Below are 16,400 nucleotides of genomic sequence, written 5' to 3' on the forward strand. Positions count from 1 at the left end.
AGAATAAGGCTTAACCCACAGTTGCGAGGATCGGGAAGGTTTCTAGCAGCCAGAAGGAGAAGGCGGTGAAAGCACCGGTCAGCAAGGCCAGCCCGACGAGCACGAGAAGCCCCCCCATGATCCGCTCAATCAGCTTCATATGCGGTTTGATCCGGTTCATCAGCGTCATTGCGCGGGTGATAAACATCGCGGCCAGCAGGAACGGGATCCCCAGCCCTGCCGCATAGATGCCCAGCAAAAGCGTACCGCGAGAGACGGAAGCCTCGCTTGCCGCGAGCGACAGGATCGCGCCAAGCTGCGGGCCGATACAGGGCGTCCAGCCAAAGGCGAAAGCCAGCCCCAGAACATAGGCGCCAAAGCTGGAACCGCCTTTATCGCCCGCGTCCAACCGTGCCTCTTGGTCCAGAAAGGGAATGCGGAAGAGGCCGATGAAATGCAGGCCAAAGACAATGATCACCACGCCGGAGATCTTGGCGAAAAGCGCCTGATTCTGGAGAAAGAACATCCCAAAGGCCGAGGCGGTGAAGCCCAAGAGCACGAAGACGGTGCTTAGCCCCAGCACGAAGAACAGCGCCGCCACCACCGCCCGCCGCCGCGCGCTGGATTGGCTCGACATGTCATTGATCGACACGCCCCCCATATAGGCCAGATAGGGCGGCACGATGGGCAGCACGCAGGGCGACAGGAAACTGAAAATCCCGGCGACAAGGGCGATGGTCATGGCCGGCAGGATCCCGGCGTCGAGGAGGCTTATTTCAAACATGACCGACTCCTAGACCGACATGGCCCCGGCGTCACCTGTCATATTGTCACAAGATCGTGGACCTCGGGACCGGCTTGGCTTAACTGATCTTATGAAGATCGAAAAACTGGATGCCACGGGGCTTCTCTGCCCCCTGCCCGTGCTGAAAGCACGCAAACGACTGGCGGCGCTTGCGCCGGGCGATCAGCTTCACATGACGGCGGATGACCCCGCCGCCGTGATCGACGTGCCGCATTTCTGTGCCGAGGCGGGCCATCAGCTGACCGAAACCCGGACCGAGGGCGCGGCAGAGCTTTATATCATCACCAAAGGCGGCTGAGCGGGCGCGGTCGCGCCGTCTTTCTTACCCTATCGCCAAACTGAAAACGGCGGGCCTGAGAGCCCGCCGTTTTCTTTATCTTAAGCGCTTTAGCTGCCCAGCGACCACCAGCCGCGCCGTTTGGGCTTGGGCTTTTCGGCGGGCTGCTCTTCTACCTTTTCGGCCACCGGCTCAGGAGCGGTTTCGGCAGCGGGTGCCTCGGCCTCCACCGGCTTCGGCGCGGGGTCGGGCTGCGGCTCAGGCTGAGGCGCCTCCGCGACGGGCGGCGCCGTTTCCGGTGACGGGGCCGCGATGGGCGCTTCACTCGGCAGGGCTTCGGCCATCGCATCGGGCGTGGCTTCGGCGACCGGCTCGACCGGCTTGGCTTTTGCCCGGCTGCGGCGCTTGGGCTTTGGCGCGGGTGCGGCCTCTTCCTCACTTGCCACGGCGTCTGCGCTCACGGTCTCTTCCGCCGCTTCGGCTGCGGGTTTCTTGGTCCGACGGCTGCGCTTGGCCTTGGGCTTGGGGGCCTCCTCCCCTTCGGCCTCGGCGCTGACTTTCGGCGCTTCGCCTTCCGCAGCGGCAAGAGCTTCGGGCGCGGGTTCCGCCTCGGGAGCGACTTCGGCCTTAGGCTTGCGTGAGCGGCTGCGGGATTTCGGCTTGGGCTTCTCCTCGGCGGGCGCGGCTTCCGCTTCGGCCTGCGGGGCTTCCGCCTCTATCGGCGCGGTTTTCTCGCCCTCGTCCGATTTCGCTTCGTCCTGCTGCTGAGCACCGTTTTGATCCTCTGCACCGTTTTGCTGATCGCCATTGCCATTGCGGCCACGGCCACCCCGGCTGCGACGACGGCGGCGGCGGCGCTTGGATTTGCCCTCACCCTCTTCACCATTGCCATTGCCGTTCCCGTTGTCGGAGGGGCTGGCGTCCTGTGCGGCGGGGGCCTCTTCGGCCTCGGCGGCGCTCTCATCCTCGTCGATTTGATCCATGAGGGAAGTATCGACCGAGACGACGTGATCCGAGACGGGCGGCACGGTGCGCGTTGCCGTCTTGAACTTCTCGATGTGGAAGTCGGGGCTCACCAGCGACGGATCACCTTCAATCCGCACCGACATGCCGTAGCGCATTTCGATATGGGCGATATGCTCGCGCTTTTGGTTCATCAGGAAGTTGGCGATGCCCACGGGCGCGCGCACCAGCACCTCGCGAGAGCGGCGGCGGGTGCCTTCTTCTTCGATCTGGCGGATGATCGACAAGGCGAGGTTGTCGTCCGAGCGCACGAGGCCGGTGCCGTGGCAGGCGTGGCAAGGCTGGGTCGTCGCCTCGATCATGCCGGGGCGCAGACGCTGACGCGACATTTCCATTAGGCCAAAGCCCGAGATGCGGCCCACTTGAATCCGCGCGCGGTCGGTCTTGAGCCGGTCCTTCATGCGCTTTTCGACGGCGGCGTTGTTCTTGCGCTCGTCCATGTCGATGAAGTCGATCACGATGAGCCCGGCAAGGTCACGCAGACGCAGCTGGCGGGCGACCTCATCGGCGGCTTCAAGGTTGGTCTTGAGCGCGGTCTGTTCGATCGAGCCTTCCTTGGTGGCCCGGCCCGAGTTCACGTCGATCGCCACCAGCGCTTCGGTCACGCCGATCACGATATAGCCGCCCGAGGGCAGTTGCACCGTGGGGTTGAACATGCCCGAGAGGTAGCTTTCGACCTGGTAGCGGGCGAAGAGCGGCAGGCTCTCGTTGTAGAGCTTCACGTTCTTCGCGTGGGACGGCATGATCATCTTCATGAAGTCCTTGGCGATGCGGTAGCCGCGCTCGCCCTCGACGTGAATCTCGTCGATCTCGCGGTTGTAGAGGTCGCGGATGGAGCGTTTGATCAGATCGCCTTCCTCGTAGATCTTGGCAGGCGCGATGGATTTCAGCGTCAGCTCGCGGATCTGCTCCCAGAGGCGCTGGAGGTATTCGTAATCGCGCTTGATTTCGGCCTTGGTGCGTTTCGCCCCGGCGGTGCGCACGATCAGGCCCGCACCTTTCGGCACCTCGATCTCGGTCGCGATCTCTTTCAGTTTCTTGCGGTCGGCGGCATTGGTGATCTTGCGTGAGATGCCGCCACCACGGGCCGTGTTGGGCATCAGCACGCAGTAACGACCGGCGAGGCTGAGGTAGGTGGTCAGCGCCGCACCCTTGTTGCCGCGCTCTTCCTTGACGACCTGCACCAACAGGATCTGGCGGACCTTGATGACTTCTTGAATCTTGTATCGGCGCGGGCGCGGTTTGCGCACGGGGCGGATGTCTTCGCTGTCGTCCTCATCGGCGACGGATTCGATGGAATCGTCCTTCGCCGTGGCATCGCTGCCTTTGTCCTCATTGCAATCGGCGTCTTCACCGTCGGCCTGCGCGTCATCCTTGGCGTCGGCATCCTCGGCCTTTGCCGCGTCATCCGCCTTGGCCGGGGCCGCGTCCTCGGCCTTGGCGACATCGCCCTCCGCCGCATCATTCTCGGGCTCTTCAACCGGCGTTTCCGCGACCCGCTCCATGGGCGAGCTGCCCTCTTCGCTGTCGAGATCGACGGTTTCCATGCCCGCGATCTGATCGCTGTTGTCCTCGGCGACCTCGGCGGTGGCTACGGCATCATCGCTGTTGGTCTCGGCCGCTTGGCTTTTCGACCGGCTACGCGACCGCGAGCGGGTGCGCTTGGGTTTTTCTTCTTCATCATCCTTGGCGGCCTGCGCTTCGGCATAGGCGCGCTCTTCTTCCAGCAGCGCCTGACGGTCGGCCACGGGAATCTGGTAATAATCGGGGTGAATTTCCGAGAAAGCGAGGAAACCGTGACGGTTGCCGCCATAGTCGACAAAGGCCGCCTGAAGCGACGGTTCGACCCGTGTAACCTTGGCTAGATAGATATTGCCAGCAAGCTGGCGTTTGTTTTCCGATTCAAAATCGAATTCTTCGACCTTGTTTCCGTCCACGACCACGACCCGAGTTTCCTCGGCGTGGGTGGCATCGATAAGCATTTTCTTAGACATAGATCCATTATGCACAGCACCCGCGCACAAAAGGCCCCTGGCGGGGCTTCGGGCTGGGAGGTGTGACTTGTCAGGGCGATGGAGGACGCGGCAACAGCAGAGCCACCAAGGGCCCCCGACTGTCTGCTCTGAGCATCTGCGCGCGTCATCGCGGTTCTTCTCCGATGCGAGGGCTCTGCGGCCTCTCCCATCCATTAATTAGCTGTGCTTCGGTCGGGCTAACCCTCGCGAATATCAGCGGTTCTTCGGCCGTTTCCGGCCCAATCGGTCTGCTGGCCCCCCGGTGTCGGGCTGGCACGGCAGCGAAACTGTCAAAAGTCACCCCACGCCGGTCGGGCGTTACGGGACTTATCCGGCTAGTTAAGGGCTTTACGGGGTGAAACACAATGGTCAATCGAATGAGCAACAGTCAAATGCGCTTTATCCCCGGTCGGTTGACAAGGCGCATGGGCTTGGAAACATTCGGACTGTCGTGGCGGCTGTCGCCGGGCGACGCTATAGAATTGCCTTGCCGCCAATGCGGCCCAGAGTTTCAAAGGACCGCTTTCATGCCTAAATTTCTGCGCCCCGCGCTTTGCCTGACCCTTCTGGGCCTCACCGCCTGTGATGAGATCGCCGTGGCCGACGACCCCGCAGCTTTGGCTGAATTGCGCGGGCAGAAAAGCTGTATCTCTGCGGTGGCCCAGCAAACCGAAGCGGCGGGGGTTGCGATCAATACCACCCGTCCGGTCGTTGAGCTTTACCGCCATATCGTCGATGTGCCCGGCGCGGCGAGCTGGTCTTGCATCACCGATCCGAATGGCAAAGCGGTCGAGATCGCAGAGCAGCGCAACGGTTAAGCCGCGCTGCTTGTGGGGCGCGGTCAGAGGTAATCTGACCGCTGCAACCCGTATTTCGCCATCTTCTCATTCAACGTCCGTCGCGGCAGGCAAAGCTCGTCCATCACGCTGGCGATCGAACCCTTGTGGCGGCGCATGGTGTTATCGATTAACATACGCTCAAAGGCTTCGACATATTCCTTCAGCGGCTTGCCCTCGGTGGTCATCACCGGCTGCATCTCATCATGGTCGCTCATTAACAGCGAAGCAATGGTGCCCGAGCCGCGGCGCGATTGCAGTACGGCGCGTTCGGCCACGTTGATGAGTTGACGCACGTTGCCGGGCCAAGGCGCCTGCAACAGCTGTGCCGCCTCTTGCGCGCTGACCTGAGGCGCCTCGCAACCGTATTCATCCGCGAATTGATCGCTCAACCGGGTGAAGAGCGTCAGAATATCCTCGCCCCGCTGGCGCAATGGCGGCACGGTGATGCGCAGCGCCGCCAGACGATAAAACAGGTCCGAGCGCAGCGCGTCTTCCGAGGTGCGCCCTGCCTCTTGCAGGTTCGAGATGGCGACAATCCGCGTCTCCGCCGGGGTGCCCTGCTCGTTGATCGCGCTCAGCAGCCGGGCTTGGAGTTGCTCGGACAGCGCTTCGATATCCTCTAAGACCAAAGTGCCGCCGCGGGCTTCTTCGATAGCAGGCAGTTGCGCGTCTTCGGGCTGCATCGGGCCGAAAAGCCGTTTGGCCAGCGCCTCTTCCTCCAAGGCGCCGCAGGAGACGAGCACGAATTTCTTGCCCGCCCGCGAGCCAACGGCGTGCAGCGCATGGGCGACCAAAGTCTTGCCCGTCCCGGTCTCTCCATCGATCAGCACATGCCCATCGGCCTGCCCCAGATCGAGAATATCCTCGCGCAGGCGCTCCATCACCGGGGATTGGCCGATCAGCTTTTTCATCAACTGGCCGCCGTCGGACAGTTCACGCCGCAGCGCGCGGTTGTCCATGACCAGCCGCCGCGCGTTGGTGGCTTTCTTAGCCAGTTCGCTCATCCGGTCGGGGTTGAAGGGCTTTTCGAGGAAATCGAACGCGCCCACCCGCATCGCCTCAACCGCCATCGGCACGTCGCCATGGCCGGTGATCATAATGACCGGCAGGGCCGAGTCGCTGCCCATGAGTTTTTTCAAAAACTGCATCCCGTCCATGCCCGGCATCTTGATGTCGGAAATGACGATGCCCGGATAATCGGGCCCCAATGTCTTGAGCGCGTCCTCGGCGCTGCCGAAAGTTTCCGTGTCATAGCCTGAGAGGGCCAGCCACTGGCTGATCGACTGCCGCATGTCCTGTTCGTCATCTACAATCGCGATTTTCATTGCCTGAGCCATGCGTTCACTCCGCCGCTTCTATCTTCGTTTCATCTGCCAATATGGGCAGTTGCATTTCAAAAACAGCGCCACCGTTCTGTCCGTTGCGCGCCGTCAGCCTTCCACCGAGGTCGTTCACGATCCCCGATGAAATGGCAAGACCCAGCCCAACGCCATCGCCGGGCTGTTTGGTCGTGTAGAAAGGTTCGAACAGCGCGTCCAAGTCTTCGATCCCCGGGCCATTGTCGCGCACGGTCAATGTCGCCGTCTCCCCCGCTGATAGTATAATGTCCACCTGAGGGTTTCGTTCCGATTTTGTTGCGTCCAATGCGTTTCTTAACAGGTTTACCATAACTTGCTCGATCCGCATACGGTCTCCCATCACCATGACGGGATTATCGGGCAGAATCCGGCTGATCTGGACCTGTCGTTGGCGCAATTGTGGCTCCATCATCGACAAGGATGAGGCCAAGGCCGCGCCCATATCCACCGGAGAGAAGGCCTCCTGCCCCTTGCGGGCATAGGATTTCAGCTGCCGGGTGATTGCACCCATCCGTTCGATCAGATCGTCGATCCGCCCAAAGGACGACAACGCCTCATCTTGCCGGTTGCGGTTGAGCAATAACCGCGCGCCCGCCAGATAGGTCTTCATCGCGGCAAGCGGTTGGTTCAACTCATGGCTGACGGCGGCGGACATCTCGCCCAAGGCGGCGAGTTTCGATGACTGTTCAAGGGTCTGCTCGGCCACGGCGAGGGTCTGTTGCACGCGCTTTCGTTCGGCAATCTCACGTTGCAGGGCAAGGTTCAGCGCCCTGAGTTTTGCCGATTCCCGTTGGAAGATCGCCAGCCTTCCGGCCGTGCGACGGCTGAGGAAGTAGAACGCCAAGGCCAGCAGGATCGCAAAACCCATCACCTCAAGCGCCAGCACGCCGTTCACCTTTTCGCGGACCGAGGCATAGGTGGTGTAACTGCTCATCCGCCAGCCCCGGAACGGAATCCGGTTTTCCAGACGCATCACCGCTTCGCCCTTCAAATAGGCGTCGGGCGGCAGCGCGGTCCAATCGGTGGTGGCTTGGATGGCGCGCTCAATGGCGCTTTGCGGCGTGTGGTTGGCCAAGGCTTCGGGTTCGGTCAGGCCACGCCAGCGCGGCTCGGTGGCGAGAATGATCTGCCCGGTGCTGTCCATGACAATCACCGCATCGGAAATCCCGGCCCAAGCGCGCTCGAACTTCTGCAAGTCGACCTCGACCGCGATCACGCCAAGGGTCGTGCCGCCCGACTGCATGCGCCGCGAATAGAGGAAACGATAGCCGCCCTGCTCCCGCTCAATCGTTGAAAAGATTGTGGCGTTGGAGCGAATGGCGTCGACGAAATAAGGCTCGGATTTATGCGCAGAGCCCAAACGGTTGCGGTCGGTCGCCGCCACCGTGCGCCCGTCGATGTCATAAAGCATCAAGGAGGCCGCGCCGATCTCCTCCACGAAGGAGATAAGCCGTTGCGTCGACAGGGAATAATCCGCCGTTTGCAGCGCCCCGATCAAGGTGGGATCACGCGCCAAAAGCTGCGGCACGATGGCATTCTGGCGCAGTTCCGCCAGCAGGTTGCCGCTATAAAGCGCGATCCGCAGTTCGGCGCGGTTGCGGGTGCTTTCGGTAAACCGGTCGGTCAGCAGTTTGTTGGTGATCGAAATCGTCACCACGGCGAGGATCATCAGCGCCGCGATGGCGAACCGCACCCGCCAGGATACGGCCATGCTATTGCCTTCGGAACCGGATGTATCACTCATCGCGGCAACCTACGCGCTCCGCGCGCCGCACTCAAGTCAGGCGGTTTGCAAAGCACCGGTCAATGCGCGGAAGAGCGCCGCCCCATCCGTATTGCCATGCGCCGCTTCCGCCGCCCGCTCAGGGTGCGGCATCATGCCCAGCACCCGGCGGTTTTCCGACAGGATGCCCGCGATATCATCGCGCGCGCCATTCGGGTTCTCGGCATAGCTAAAGGCCACGCGATCTTCGCCGCGCAGTTTCGCAATCGTCTCGTCATCCGCGAAATAGTTGCCATCGTGGTGGGCGATCGGAATGTCGATGACCTGACCGGCGGTGTAGCCGCTGGTGTAATCGCTCGCTGTAGTCTCGACCTTCAGACCAACGGTTTTGCAGATGTACTTTAGCCCTGCGTTCCGCAGCAGCGCGCCGGGCAGCAGGCCGGTTTCGGTCAGCACCTGAAAACCGTTGCAGATGCCCAGCACATAGCCGCCCCGTTCCGCATGGGCCGCCACGGTGCGGCAGATCGGCGAATTCGCGGCGATGGCCCCGCAGCGCAGGTAGTCGCCATAGGAGAACCCGCCGGGGATCCCCACGATATCAACGCCTTGCGGCAGTTCGCTGTCCTTGTGCCAGACCATGGAGACCTTGGCACCCGCGGCTTTAAAAGCCACGGCAAGGTCGCGGTCGCAATTGGACCCGGGAAAGACAACCACCGCTGCGTGCATCAGGCCAGCTCCACCGAATAGGATTCGATCACCGTATTGGCCAAGAGCTTTTCGCACATGGCGTCCACATCGGCCTCAGAGGTTCCTTCGGCGAGGTCAAGTTCGATCACCTTGCCCTGACGAACACCGTTCACCCCGTCAAAGCCCAAGGCTCCGAGCGCGTGGCGAACCGCTTCGCCCTGAGGGTCGAGCACCCCGTTCTTCAGCATCACATGCACCCGTGCTTTCATGGCGCGACACCCCTTTGTAACATCTGCAAATTGAGCGGCGAAGCCGCGTTAGTTGATCAGCGTCGGCTTGGTCACCGGCGCGTTGTTCTTGGGCATGACGCCAAGGCGTTTGGCCACTTCAGTATAGGCATCGGTGAGCGAACCCAGGTCGCGGCGGAACACGTCTTTATCGAGCTTCTGACCCGTTTCGATGTCCCACAGGCGACAGCTGTCGGGGCTTATCTCATCGGCGACGATCAGACGCTGGAAATCACCGTCGTAAACGCGGCCAATCTCGATCTTGAAGTCCACCAGCTTAATGCCCACGGCCATCATCACGCCCGACATGAAGTCATTAACCCGCAGCGCAAGGCTCAGGATATCGTCCATATCTTGCTGGCTGGCCCAGCCGAATGCGGCGATATGCTCTTCGGTGACCAGCGGATCGCCGAGCGAGTCGTCCTTGTAGCAATATTCGACAATCGGGCGCGGCAGTTGCGTGCCCTCTTCGATGCCAAGGCGCTTGGACATGGAACCGGCGGCATAGTTGCGCACGATCACTTCCAGCGGAATGATCTCAACCTGACGGACGAGCTGCTCACGCATGTTCAGGCGTTTGATGAAATGCGTCGGCACGCCAATACTGTTCAGCCCGGTCATAAAGAACTCGGACAGGCGGTTGTTCAACACGCCCTTGCCTTCGATCGTGGCTTTCTTCTCGGCGTTAAAGGCCGTGGCATCGTCTTTGAAATATTGAACGATCGTACCGGGCTCGGGACCTTCATAGAGGATCTTTGCCTTGCCTTCGTAGATCTTGTTGCGCCGGGCCATGGGCATCCTTTCCAACAGGGGGCCGGGAACATCCCCGCCGCTTGCGCTTCTCTTAGTGCAAGCACCCCGCTGCTGCAAGCATGGCCCGCCACCTTTGCCCCGCCACTTGCGAGAACGGGCCTGCGTTCGCATATCGATAGGGTAATCGCAGCAACCGGAGACCCGCCATGAGCAACTTTGACGACCGTGCAAATGCCTTTGAAAGCAAGTTCGCCCACGATGCGGATATGCAATTCCGCGCCGAGGCGCGGCGCAACAAGCTTCTGGGTCTCTGGGCTGCTGAACTTTTAGGCAAATCCGGCAGCGATGCCGAGGACTATGCCAAAGAGGTCGTGAAATCCGATTTCGAAGAGGCGGGCGACGAAGACGTTTATCGGAAAGTCTCGGGCGATCTGGGCGACCGCGCGGATGAGGCGACGATCCGCGCCAAGATGCAAAGTCTAATGGCCGAGGCCAAGGCGCAGCTGCTGAGCGAGACAAGCTGACCCCCTGCGCCCCGGTCTTAGCACCGCGGCGCAGCCTTCCCGCCTGCCCTCATAATGAAGATGAATATTATGAGATTGCCCCCAAGTGGCCCGCGTGACATCAGGCGAAATTCCCAGACCCAACAGGAGCCCCCATGAGCAACGCATTCACCGATCTTCTCGCTGAAAAGGGCACATTGCTCGCCGATGGGGCCACGGGCACCAATCTGTTCAACATGGGGCTGATGTCGGGCGATGCGCCCGAATTGTGGAACACCGACGAGCCCGCCAAGATCACCAAGCTCTACCGTTTCGCGGTGGATTCGGGCAGCGATCTGTTCCTGACCAACTCCTTTGGTGCCAATGCCGCCCGCCTCAAGCTGCACGACGCGCAGAACCGCGTGCATGAGTTGAGCCGCGTCTCCGCCGAGCTGGCGCGCGAGGTGGCCGATACCGCCGAGCGTAAGGTGATCGTTGCAGGCTCTGTCGGCCCCACGGGTGAGATCATGGAGCCTGTGGGCACCCTGTCCCACTCCCTCGCCGTTGAGATGTTCCACGAGACTGCCGATGGGCTCAAGGCCGGCGGTGCCGATATCGGCTGGCTAGAGACGATCAGCGCCCCCGAAGAATACCGCGCCGCTGCTGAGGGCTTCCAGCTTGCCGGTCTGCCGTGGTGTGGCACGATGAGCTTTGACACCGCGGGCCGCACGATGATGGGGCTGACCTCCGAAGGGATGGTCGACTTGGCGCATGGGCTCGATAACATGCCGCTGGCCTATGGCGCCAACTGCGGCACCGGTGCCTCTGACTTGCTGCGCACCGTGCTTGGCTTTGCCGCGAAGAACGGCACGCTGCCGATCATTTCGAAAGGCAACGCAGGCATTCCGAAATACGTCGAAGGTCACATCCACTATGACGGCACGCCCGAGTTGATGGCGCGCTATGCGGTGATGGCCCGCAACGCAGGCGCAAGCATCATCGGCGGCTGCTGCGGCACCCTGCCTGAGCATCTGGTCGCCATGCGCGAGGCGCTCGACAGCACCGAAAAAGGCCCGGCGCCCACACTGGACCAGATCCGCGAAGAGATTGGCGATTTCTCTTCCGAAAGCGATGGCACTGATGGCCAAGGCCCCACCCGCGCACCGCGCCGCGGGCGTCGCCGGGGCTGAGGCTCAGAACAAGCTCAATTGATCGCCCTTTTCGGAGGGCGGTCGAAACAGATCACAGCGCAGCGGCACGCCGGAACGGGCCAGCCCCAAACGTTTCACCGCCAGGTCGAAACGTTGCGCCACCATCTGCGCATATGGCCCCTCGCCCCGCATCCGCTTGTGCCAGCCCGCGTCATATTCCTTGCCCCCATGCATATCGCGCAAGCGCGCCATGATCCGCTCGGCCCGGTCGGGGTAATGGCTGGCGAGCCAGTCCTGCACCAGCGGCGACACCTCTCGCGGCAGGCGCAGCATGATCCAGCTTGCATGCCGCGCGCCCGCGTCGCGCCCGGCGGTGAGGATCGCCTCCAACTCCGGGTCCGTCAGCGCCGGGATCATCGGCGATGCCATGATCCGCACCGGAATCCCTGCTTCCGACAGCTTTCGGATCACCTGCAACCGCCGCTGCGGTGCGGGCGCGCGCGGCTCCATCAGGCGGCTGAGCTTTGCGTCCAGCGTGGTCACCGAAATGCCGACCGCTGCCAATCCGCGCCCAGCCATGTCGCCCAAGATGTCGATGTCGCGTTCGATCAGGCTGCCCTTTGTGACGATCGCCACCGGGTGATTGAACGCCGATAACACCTCAAGACATTCTCGCATGATGCCATGGGTCTTTTCGATCGGTTGATAGGGATCGGTGTTGGTGCCGATGGCGATGGGCGCAACTTGATAACGCTTCGACCGCAGCTCCCGCGCCAGAACGTCCGGCGCTTCGGGGCGGGCGATCAGCTGCGTCTCGAAATCCAATCCCGGCGACAGGCCGAGGTAGGCATGGCTGGGCCGCGCGAAACAGTAAACGCAGCCGTGTTCACAGCCCCGATAGGGGTTGATCGAGCGGTCGAAAGGCAAATCCGGCGAGCGGTTATAGGTGATCACCCGGCGCGGCACCTCGATACTGGTCTGGGTGCGCAGCACCGGAAGCACCTCGTCACGCGCCCAACCGTCATCTTCGGCGACACGGGTATGACGCTCAAACCGGCCCGCATCATTGCTGCCTGCCGCGCGGCCAAGCACGCGGAATCGCTGGTCTTCCCTATCCATGAAAGAAGGTTAGAACATTGCACGAACATCGGCAAGTAACCTCGTGCAAACCCTTGTCCTTACACCGCAAAAAGCAGTAGTTTGCCCCCAAGGCGTCGCGCAAGGCGCGGCCGATGTCGCAAACCGCGACCCCGGCGCTAACATTCCGTGAGACAAGGGCTCAAGTGTCATGCACCTGCACGCCCAGCAGAAGGAAACACCATGTCGGAAGAAGACGATATCATCCTGGCCGAGTTGGACGACGAAGAACTGGTCCAGCAGATGTTCGATGACCTCTATGACGGTCTCAAGGAAGAGATCGAAGAAGGGGTGCAAATCCTGCTCGCCCGCGGGTGGGAACCCTATGAGATCCTGACCAAGGCGCTTGTCGGCGGCATGACCATCGTCGGCGCCGATTTCCGCGACGGGATCCTCTTCGTGCCCGAAGTGCTGCTGGCTGCCAATGCGATGAAGGGCGGCATGGCCATCCTCAAGCCGCTGCTTGCGGAAACTGGCGCGCCGCGCGTGGGCAAGATGGTGATCGGCACCGTCAAAGGCGACATTCACGACATCGGCAAGAACCTCGTCGGCATGATGATGGAAGGCGCGGGTTTCGAAGTTGTCGATCTGGGCATCAACAACGCGGTCGAAGCCTATCTCGAAGCGCTCGAAGCGGAAAAGGCCGATATCCTTGGCATGTCCGCCCTGCTGACCACGACCATGCCCTATATGAAAGTGGTGATCGACACGCTGGTCGAACAGGGCAAGCGCGAAGACTATATCGTGCTGGTGGGTGGCGCGCCGCTGAACGAAGAATTCGGCAAGGCCATCGGGGCTGACGCCTATTGCCGCGATGCTGCCGTGGCGGTTGAAACGGCGAAAGACTGGATGGGCCGAAAACATAACTCTGCCAACGCCTAACCTACCTTCCCTGCTTTGCGTTGGCATCGCTGCCATGCGATGGTGACGCCATGAGCGACAGTAAACTGCCAGATGATCGGACCCTGACCCAAGACGGGCTCGCGCCAACCCGCGCGGGCCGTATCTTGCTAATCGCCTGTGGCGCGCTGGCGCGTGAGATTCTGGATTTGAAGGCCGCTAACGGTTGGACCCATCTGGACCTGACCTGCCTTCCGGCAAAATATCACCTCTACCCGGAAAAGATCACCCAAGCGGTGCGCGACACGGTCGCCAAACATCGCGCGGATTATGACGATTTCTTTGTCGTCTACGCCGATTGCGGCACGGGCGGCGGGCTGGAACGGGCCTGCGAAGAGATGGGCGTGCAGATGGTCGCGGGGCCGCATTGCTACAGTTTTTTTCAGGGCAACGAGAGCTTCGCCAGAACCGCCGAAGATGAGATCACCACCTTCTATCTCACCGATTTTCTGGTGCGGCAGTTCGAAGCCTTCATCATCAAACCCATGGGCCTCGACCGGCATCCCGAGCTGCGCGACATGTATTTCGGCAATTACGAGAAACTGGTCTATCAGGCGCAGACGGATGACCCGGCGCTGACCGAAAAGGCCCAAGACTGCGCCGCGCGGCTCGGCCTTGCGTTTGAGCGGCGATTCACGGGGTACGGGGATTTGGAGAGCGCGTTGCGCGTCCTCTGAGCGCTACGCTTCCTGCGCTGCCGTCTCGCGCACCCGCTCGATCATCGCGCGCAATCCGTTCGAGCGCTGCGCCGAGAGGTGGTCGTTCAACCCCAGCCGCGCCAGTTCCGCCTTGGCATCGACGCCGCCCACCTCACTAGGTGTCAAGCCGTTGTAAAGATTGCGCAAAACCGCGATCAGCCCTGAGACGATCATCGCATCGCTGGCGCCGTCGAAATGCAGCTTCCCGCCCTCGAACTGTGCATGCAGCCAGACCTGAGAGGCGCAGCCATCGACCTTGGTCGCGGGGACGCGCAGCGGCTCAGGCAGCGGCTCCATCGCTTTGCCAAGGTCGATCACATGGCGATAGCGGTCTTCCCAATCGTCCAGAAACTCGAAATCCTCGACCAGTTCTTCAAAGGCGGGCGTGGCCATCTGTGCACTCTCTTCGGGTGAATTCCATTGCCTGACAGGTAGGATGCCCATGGGCAAAGGTCCACCCCCTTCCCAAGGCTGGCGGGATGGGGTAGCACAAGGCAAGTAAACTTAACGGCGGTTCCCATGCGCAAGACAATCCTCGCTCTTTTGGCTTCGACCCTTTTGGTATCCGCCTGCGGCACGGTCCGTGACAGCCGCATCAACCCGCTGAATTGGTTCGGCCCCGCCCGTTCGGTTGAGACCGCCCCGGCGGAGGGCACGAACCCCCTGATTCCGCAGCGCAGCGGGCTGTTCGCGCGGCGCGCGGTTGAGGTCGACACCTATGAGGGGCGCCCCTTTGAGCAGATCACCGATCTGACCATCGAGCCGGTGCCGGGCGGTGCGATTCTGCGCGCCACCGGGCTGGCGGCACGCCAAGGCATCTACAAAGTGCGCCTGACCCCCGCGACGCCGGATGAGATGCCCGTCGACGGTGTTTTGACCTATCGTTTGGAAGGGGTCCGGCCCGACAAGGCCACCCCGCAAGGCAGCCGCCCCACGCGCGAAGTGATTGCCGGGCGTCGCCTTACCGATCAGATGCTGGCCGGGGTGCGCGAGATTCGCGTCGAAGGGCAGCTAAACGCGCTGGTCTCTCGACGCTAAGACGCCGCCTGCCCTTTATTGAGAAAGAGCCGCCCCTGATCGGGCGGCTCTTTTCGTTTCAGACTTTGACGGCTCTCACGTCATTTCCGTCAGCGGCCAAGGCGATCTTGCCCTCGCAGAGCAGCAGCGCATCGGCACCGAACACCTCGTGCCGCCAGCCGCGCAGCGCCTGCACGTCACGCTCCCCCGCCGAGAGCATGTCGAGATCGCTGGCCGAGGCGATGAGCTTGGCCGCGACGCCTGCGCTTTCGGTCTTGGCCTTGAGCAGCACGCGCAGAAGATCGGCCAAGGCCGGGTTCACCTGCAACTTGTCGCGCTTGCGGTCGGGCTGGGGCATGTCGGCAGGCTTGCAGGCCACACCTGCGGCCACAGCCTTCAGGATACCCTCGGCAATATCGCCCTTGCGGGCCTCGCGCAGCAACAGCCGGGCGCGGTTCAACTCTTCGCCATTCGAGGGCTTGAGGCTCGCCAATTCGACCAGCGCGTCATCCTTGAACACCCGGTTGCGCGGGATGTTGCGGCTGCGGGCGTAATCCTCACGGAAGGCCGCCAACTCGCGGACGATCGCCAGAAACTTGGGCGAATTGGTCCGGGTCTTGACCCGTTTCCACGCATCCTGCGGTTGGGTGACATAGGTGTCGGGGCTGAGCAGCGTTTCAAGCTCTTCGGCAACCCACCGCGCGCGCCCGGTCTGTTCAAGCTTGCGGGCCAGAAATTCGTAGATTTGGCGCAGATGGGTCACGTCGGCCAGCGCATAGGTCTTCTGCGCCTCGGTCAGCGGGCGGCGCGACCAATCGGTGAAACGCGAGGTCTTGTCGAGCGACTGATGCGCGATCTTGCGCACCAAGGTCTCATAGCCCACCTGTTCCCCAAAGCCGCAGACCATCGCGGCGACCTGCGTGTCGAACAGCGGCTTGGGAAAGACCTTGGCGTCAACATAGAAGATCTCGAGATCCTGCCGCGCGGCGTGGAAGACCTTGACCACCGATGTGTCGCGGAACAGATCGTATAGCGGCTCAAGCGAGATGCCATCTGCCAAAGGATCGACCAACACGGCGTTGCTGTCATCGGTGCCGGGCATGGCAAGCTGAACAAGGCAGAGTTTGGAATAATAGGTCCGCTCACGCAGGAATTCCGTGTCGACGGTCACGTAATCATGGCGCGCAGCCTCTTCACAGAATTGCGCGAGGTCGGCGGTCGTGGTGATGGTTTTCATATATGCTCTTTGACATGTTGCACGCCCGGTCA

17 protein-coding genes are annotated in these 16,400 nt (G+C 61.9%); 7 read left to right on the top strand and 10 right to left on the bottom strand.

The annotated features are described in order from the left end of the window. Positions 1-10: 10 nt before the first annotated feature. On the bottom strand, positions 11-763 hold the full coding sequence (locus ACGYLI_RS05225) for a cytochrome c biogenesis CcdA family protein (protein ID WP_394417758.1): 753 nt from the start codon (positions 761-763) through the stop codon (positions 11-13). 91 nt (positions 764-854) lie between these two features. Here ACGYLI_RS05225 and ACGYLI_RS05230 point away from each other — a divergent pair, with 91 nt between their 5' ends. Beyond that, positions 855-1,082 (top strand): sulfurtransferase TusA family protein, encoded by a 228-nt coding sequence (locus ACGYLI_RS05230; protein ID WP_067266668.1) that lies wholly within the window; start codon positions 855-857, stop codon positions 1,080-1,082. Between the two features lie 89 nt (positions 1,083-1,171). Here ACGYLI_RS05230 and ACGYLI_RS05235 read toward each other — a convergent pair whose 3' ends face one another. Continuing rightward, entirely contained in the window at positions 1,172-4,066 is a 2,895-nt protein-coding gene (locus ACGYLI_RS05235) for an Rne/Rng family ribonuclease (protein WP_394417761.1), read from the bottom strand. Between the two features lie 560 nt (positions 4,067-4,626). On the opposite strand from ACGYLI_RS05235, the gene ACGYLI_RS05240 reads away from it, so the two are divergent. Continuing rightward, on the top strand, positions 4,627-4,917 hold the full coding sequence (locus ACGYLI_RS05240; RefSeq protein WP_394409619.1) for a hypothetical protein: 291 nt from the start codon (positions 4,627-4,629) through the stop codon (positions 4,915-4,917). Between the two features lie 23 nt (positions 4,918-4,940). Here ACGYLI_RS05240 and ACGYLI_RS05245 read toward each other — a convergent pair whose 3' ends face one another. From ACGYLI_RS05245 to purC, 5 genes are read right to left on the bottom strand one after another with little or no spacing between them, the layout of a single operon-like run. After that, positions 4,941-6,275, bottom strand: coding sequence for a sigma-54 dependent transcriptional regulator (locus tag ACGYLI_RS05245; RefSeq protein ID WP_067266663.1), 1,335 nt, complete (start codon positions 6,273-6,275; stop codon positions 4,941-4,943). 4 nt (positions 6,276-6,279) lie between these two features. Further along, positions 6,280-8,040, bottom strand: a complete 1,761-nt coding sequence (locus ACGYLI_RS05250) for an ATP-binding protein (RefSeq protein ID WP_394417765.1) — start codon at positions 8,038-8,040, stop codon at positions 6,280-6,282. A 36-nt stretch (positions 8,041-8,076) separates the two neighbouring features. Next, entirely contained in the window at positions 8,077-8,745 is a 669-nt protein-coding gene (gene purQ / locus ACGYLI_RS05255) for a phosphoribosylformylglycinamidine synthase subunit PurQ (protein ID WP_394407819.1), read from the bottom strand. Continuing rightward, a complete protein-coding gene (gene purS / locus ACGYLI_RS05260; protein WP_394417768.1) occupies positions 8,745-8,975 on the bottom strand; it encodes a phosphoribosylformylglycinamidine synthase subunit PurS in 231 nt (76 codons plus the stop codon). The genes purQ and purS overlap by 1 nt, the downstream gene beginning before the upstream one ends. Before the next feature lie 48 nt (positions 8,976-9,023). Further along, a complete protein-coding gene (purC, locus tag ACGYLI_RS05265) occupies positions 9,024-9,785 on the bottom strand; it encodes a phosphoribosylaminoimidazolesuccinocarboxamide synthase (RefSeq protein WP_067266657.1) in 762 nt (253 codons plus the stop codon). Positions 9,786-9,952: 167 nt separating this feature from the next. Here purC and ACGYLI_RS05270 point away from each other — a divergent pair, with 167 nt between their 5' ends. After that, a complete protein-coding gene (locus ACGYLI_RS05270; protein WP_394409613.1) occupies positions 9,953-10,270 on the top strand; it encodes a DUF1476 domain-containing protein in 318 nt (105 codons plus the stop codon). 134 nt (positions 10,271-10,404) lie between these two features. Then, on the top strand, positions 10,405-11,418 hold the full coding sequence (gene bmt / locus ACGYLI_RS05275) for a betaine--homocysteine S-methyltransferase (RefSeq protein WP_394417771.1): 1,014 nt from the start codon (positions 10,405-10,407) through the stop codon (positions 11,416-11,418). Between the two features lie 3 nt (positions 11,419-11,421). Here the strand turns inward: bmt and ACGYLI_RS05280 are convergent, their stop codons facing one another. Beyond that, the gene (locus ACGYLI_RS05280) at positions 11,422-12,498 is read right to left on the bottom strand and encodes a PA0069 family radical SAM protein (protein WP_394417774.1); all 1,077 of its coding nucleotides are present in this window, start codon (positions 12,496-12,498) and stop codon (positions 11,422-11,424) included. A 201-nt stretch (positions 12,499-12,699) separates the two neighbouring features. Here ACGYLI_RS05280 and ACGYLI_RS05285 point away from each other — a divergent pair, with 201 nt between their 5' ends. Together ACGYLI_RS05285 and ACGYLI_RS05290 are read left to right on the top strand one after the other, a co-directional pair. Next, positions 12,700-13,398, top strand: a complete 699-nt coding sequence (locus ACGYLI_RS05285; protein ID WP_394417777.1) for a corrinoid protein — start codon at positions 12,700-12,702, stop codon at positions 13,396-13,398. Between the two features lie 50 nt (positions 13,399-13,448). Further along, positions 13,449-14,093 carry a DUF1638 domain-containing protein gene (locus ACGYLI_RS05290; RefSeq protein ID WP_394417780.1) on the top strand — a complete coding sequence of 215 codons (645 nt, stop codon included), beginning with the start codon at positions 13,449-13,451 and terminating at the stop codon, positions 14,091-14,093. 3 nt (positions 14,094-14,096) lie between these two features. Here ACGYLI_RS05290 and ACGYLI_RS05295 read toward each other — a convergent pair whose 3' ends face one another. Continuing rightward, a complete protein-coding gene (locus tag ACGYLI_RS05295) occupies positions 14,097-14,507 on the bottom strand; it encodes a SufE family protein (RefSeq protein ID WP_394417783.1) in 411 nt (136 codons plus the stop codon). Between the two features lie 126 nt (positions 14,508-14,633). Between ACGYLI_RS05295 and ACGYLI_RS05300 the strand changes: the two genes are divergently transcribed. After that, a complete protein-coding gene (locus ACGYLI_RS05300) occupies positions 14,634-15,152 on the top strand; it encodes a hypothetical protein (protein ID WP_394417786.1) in 519 nt (172 codons plus the stop codon). Positions 15,153-15,210: 58 nt separating this feature from the next. Here ACGYLI_RS05300 and rnd read toward each other — a convergent pair whose 3' ends face one another. Beyond that, complete coding sequence (gene rnd / locus ACGYLI_RS05305) at positions 15,211-16,368, bottom strand: ribonuclease D (protein ID WP_394417789.1); 1,158 nt, start codon at positions 16,366-16,368, stop codon at positions 15,211-15,213. Between the last annotated feature and the right edge of the window lie 32 nt (positions 16,369-16,400).

This window comes from Sulfitobacter sp. 1A13421 (genome assembly GCF_043557285.1).
Taxonomy (GTDB): Bacteria; Pseudomonadota; Alphaproteobacteria; order Rhodobacterales; family Rhodobacteraceae; genus Sulfitobacter; species Sulfitobacter faviae.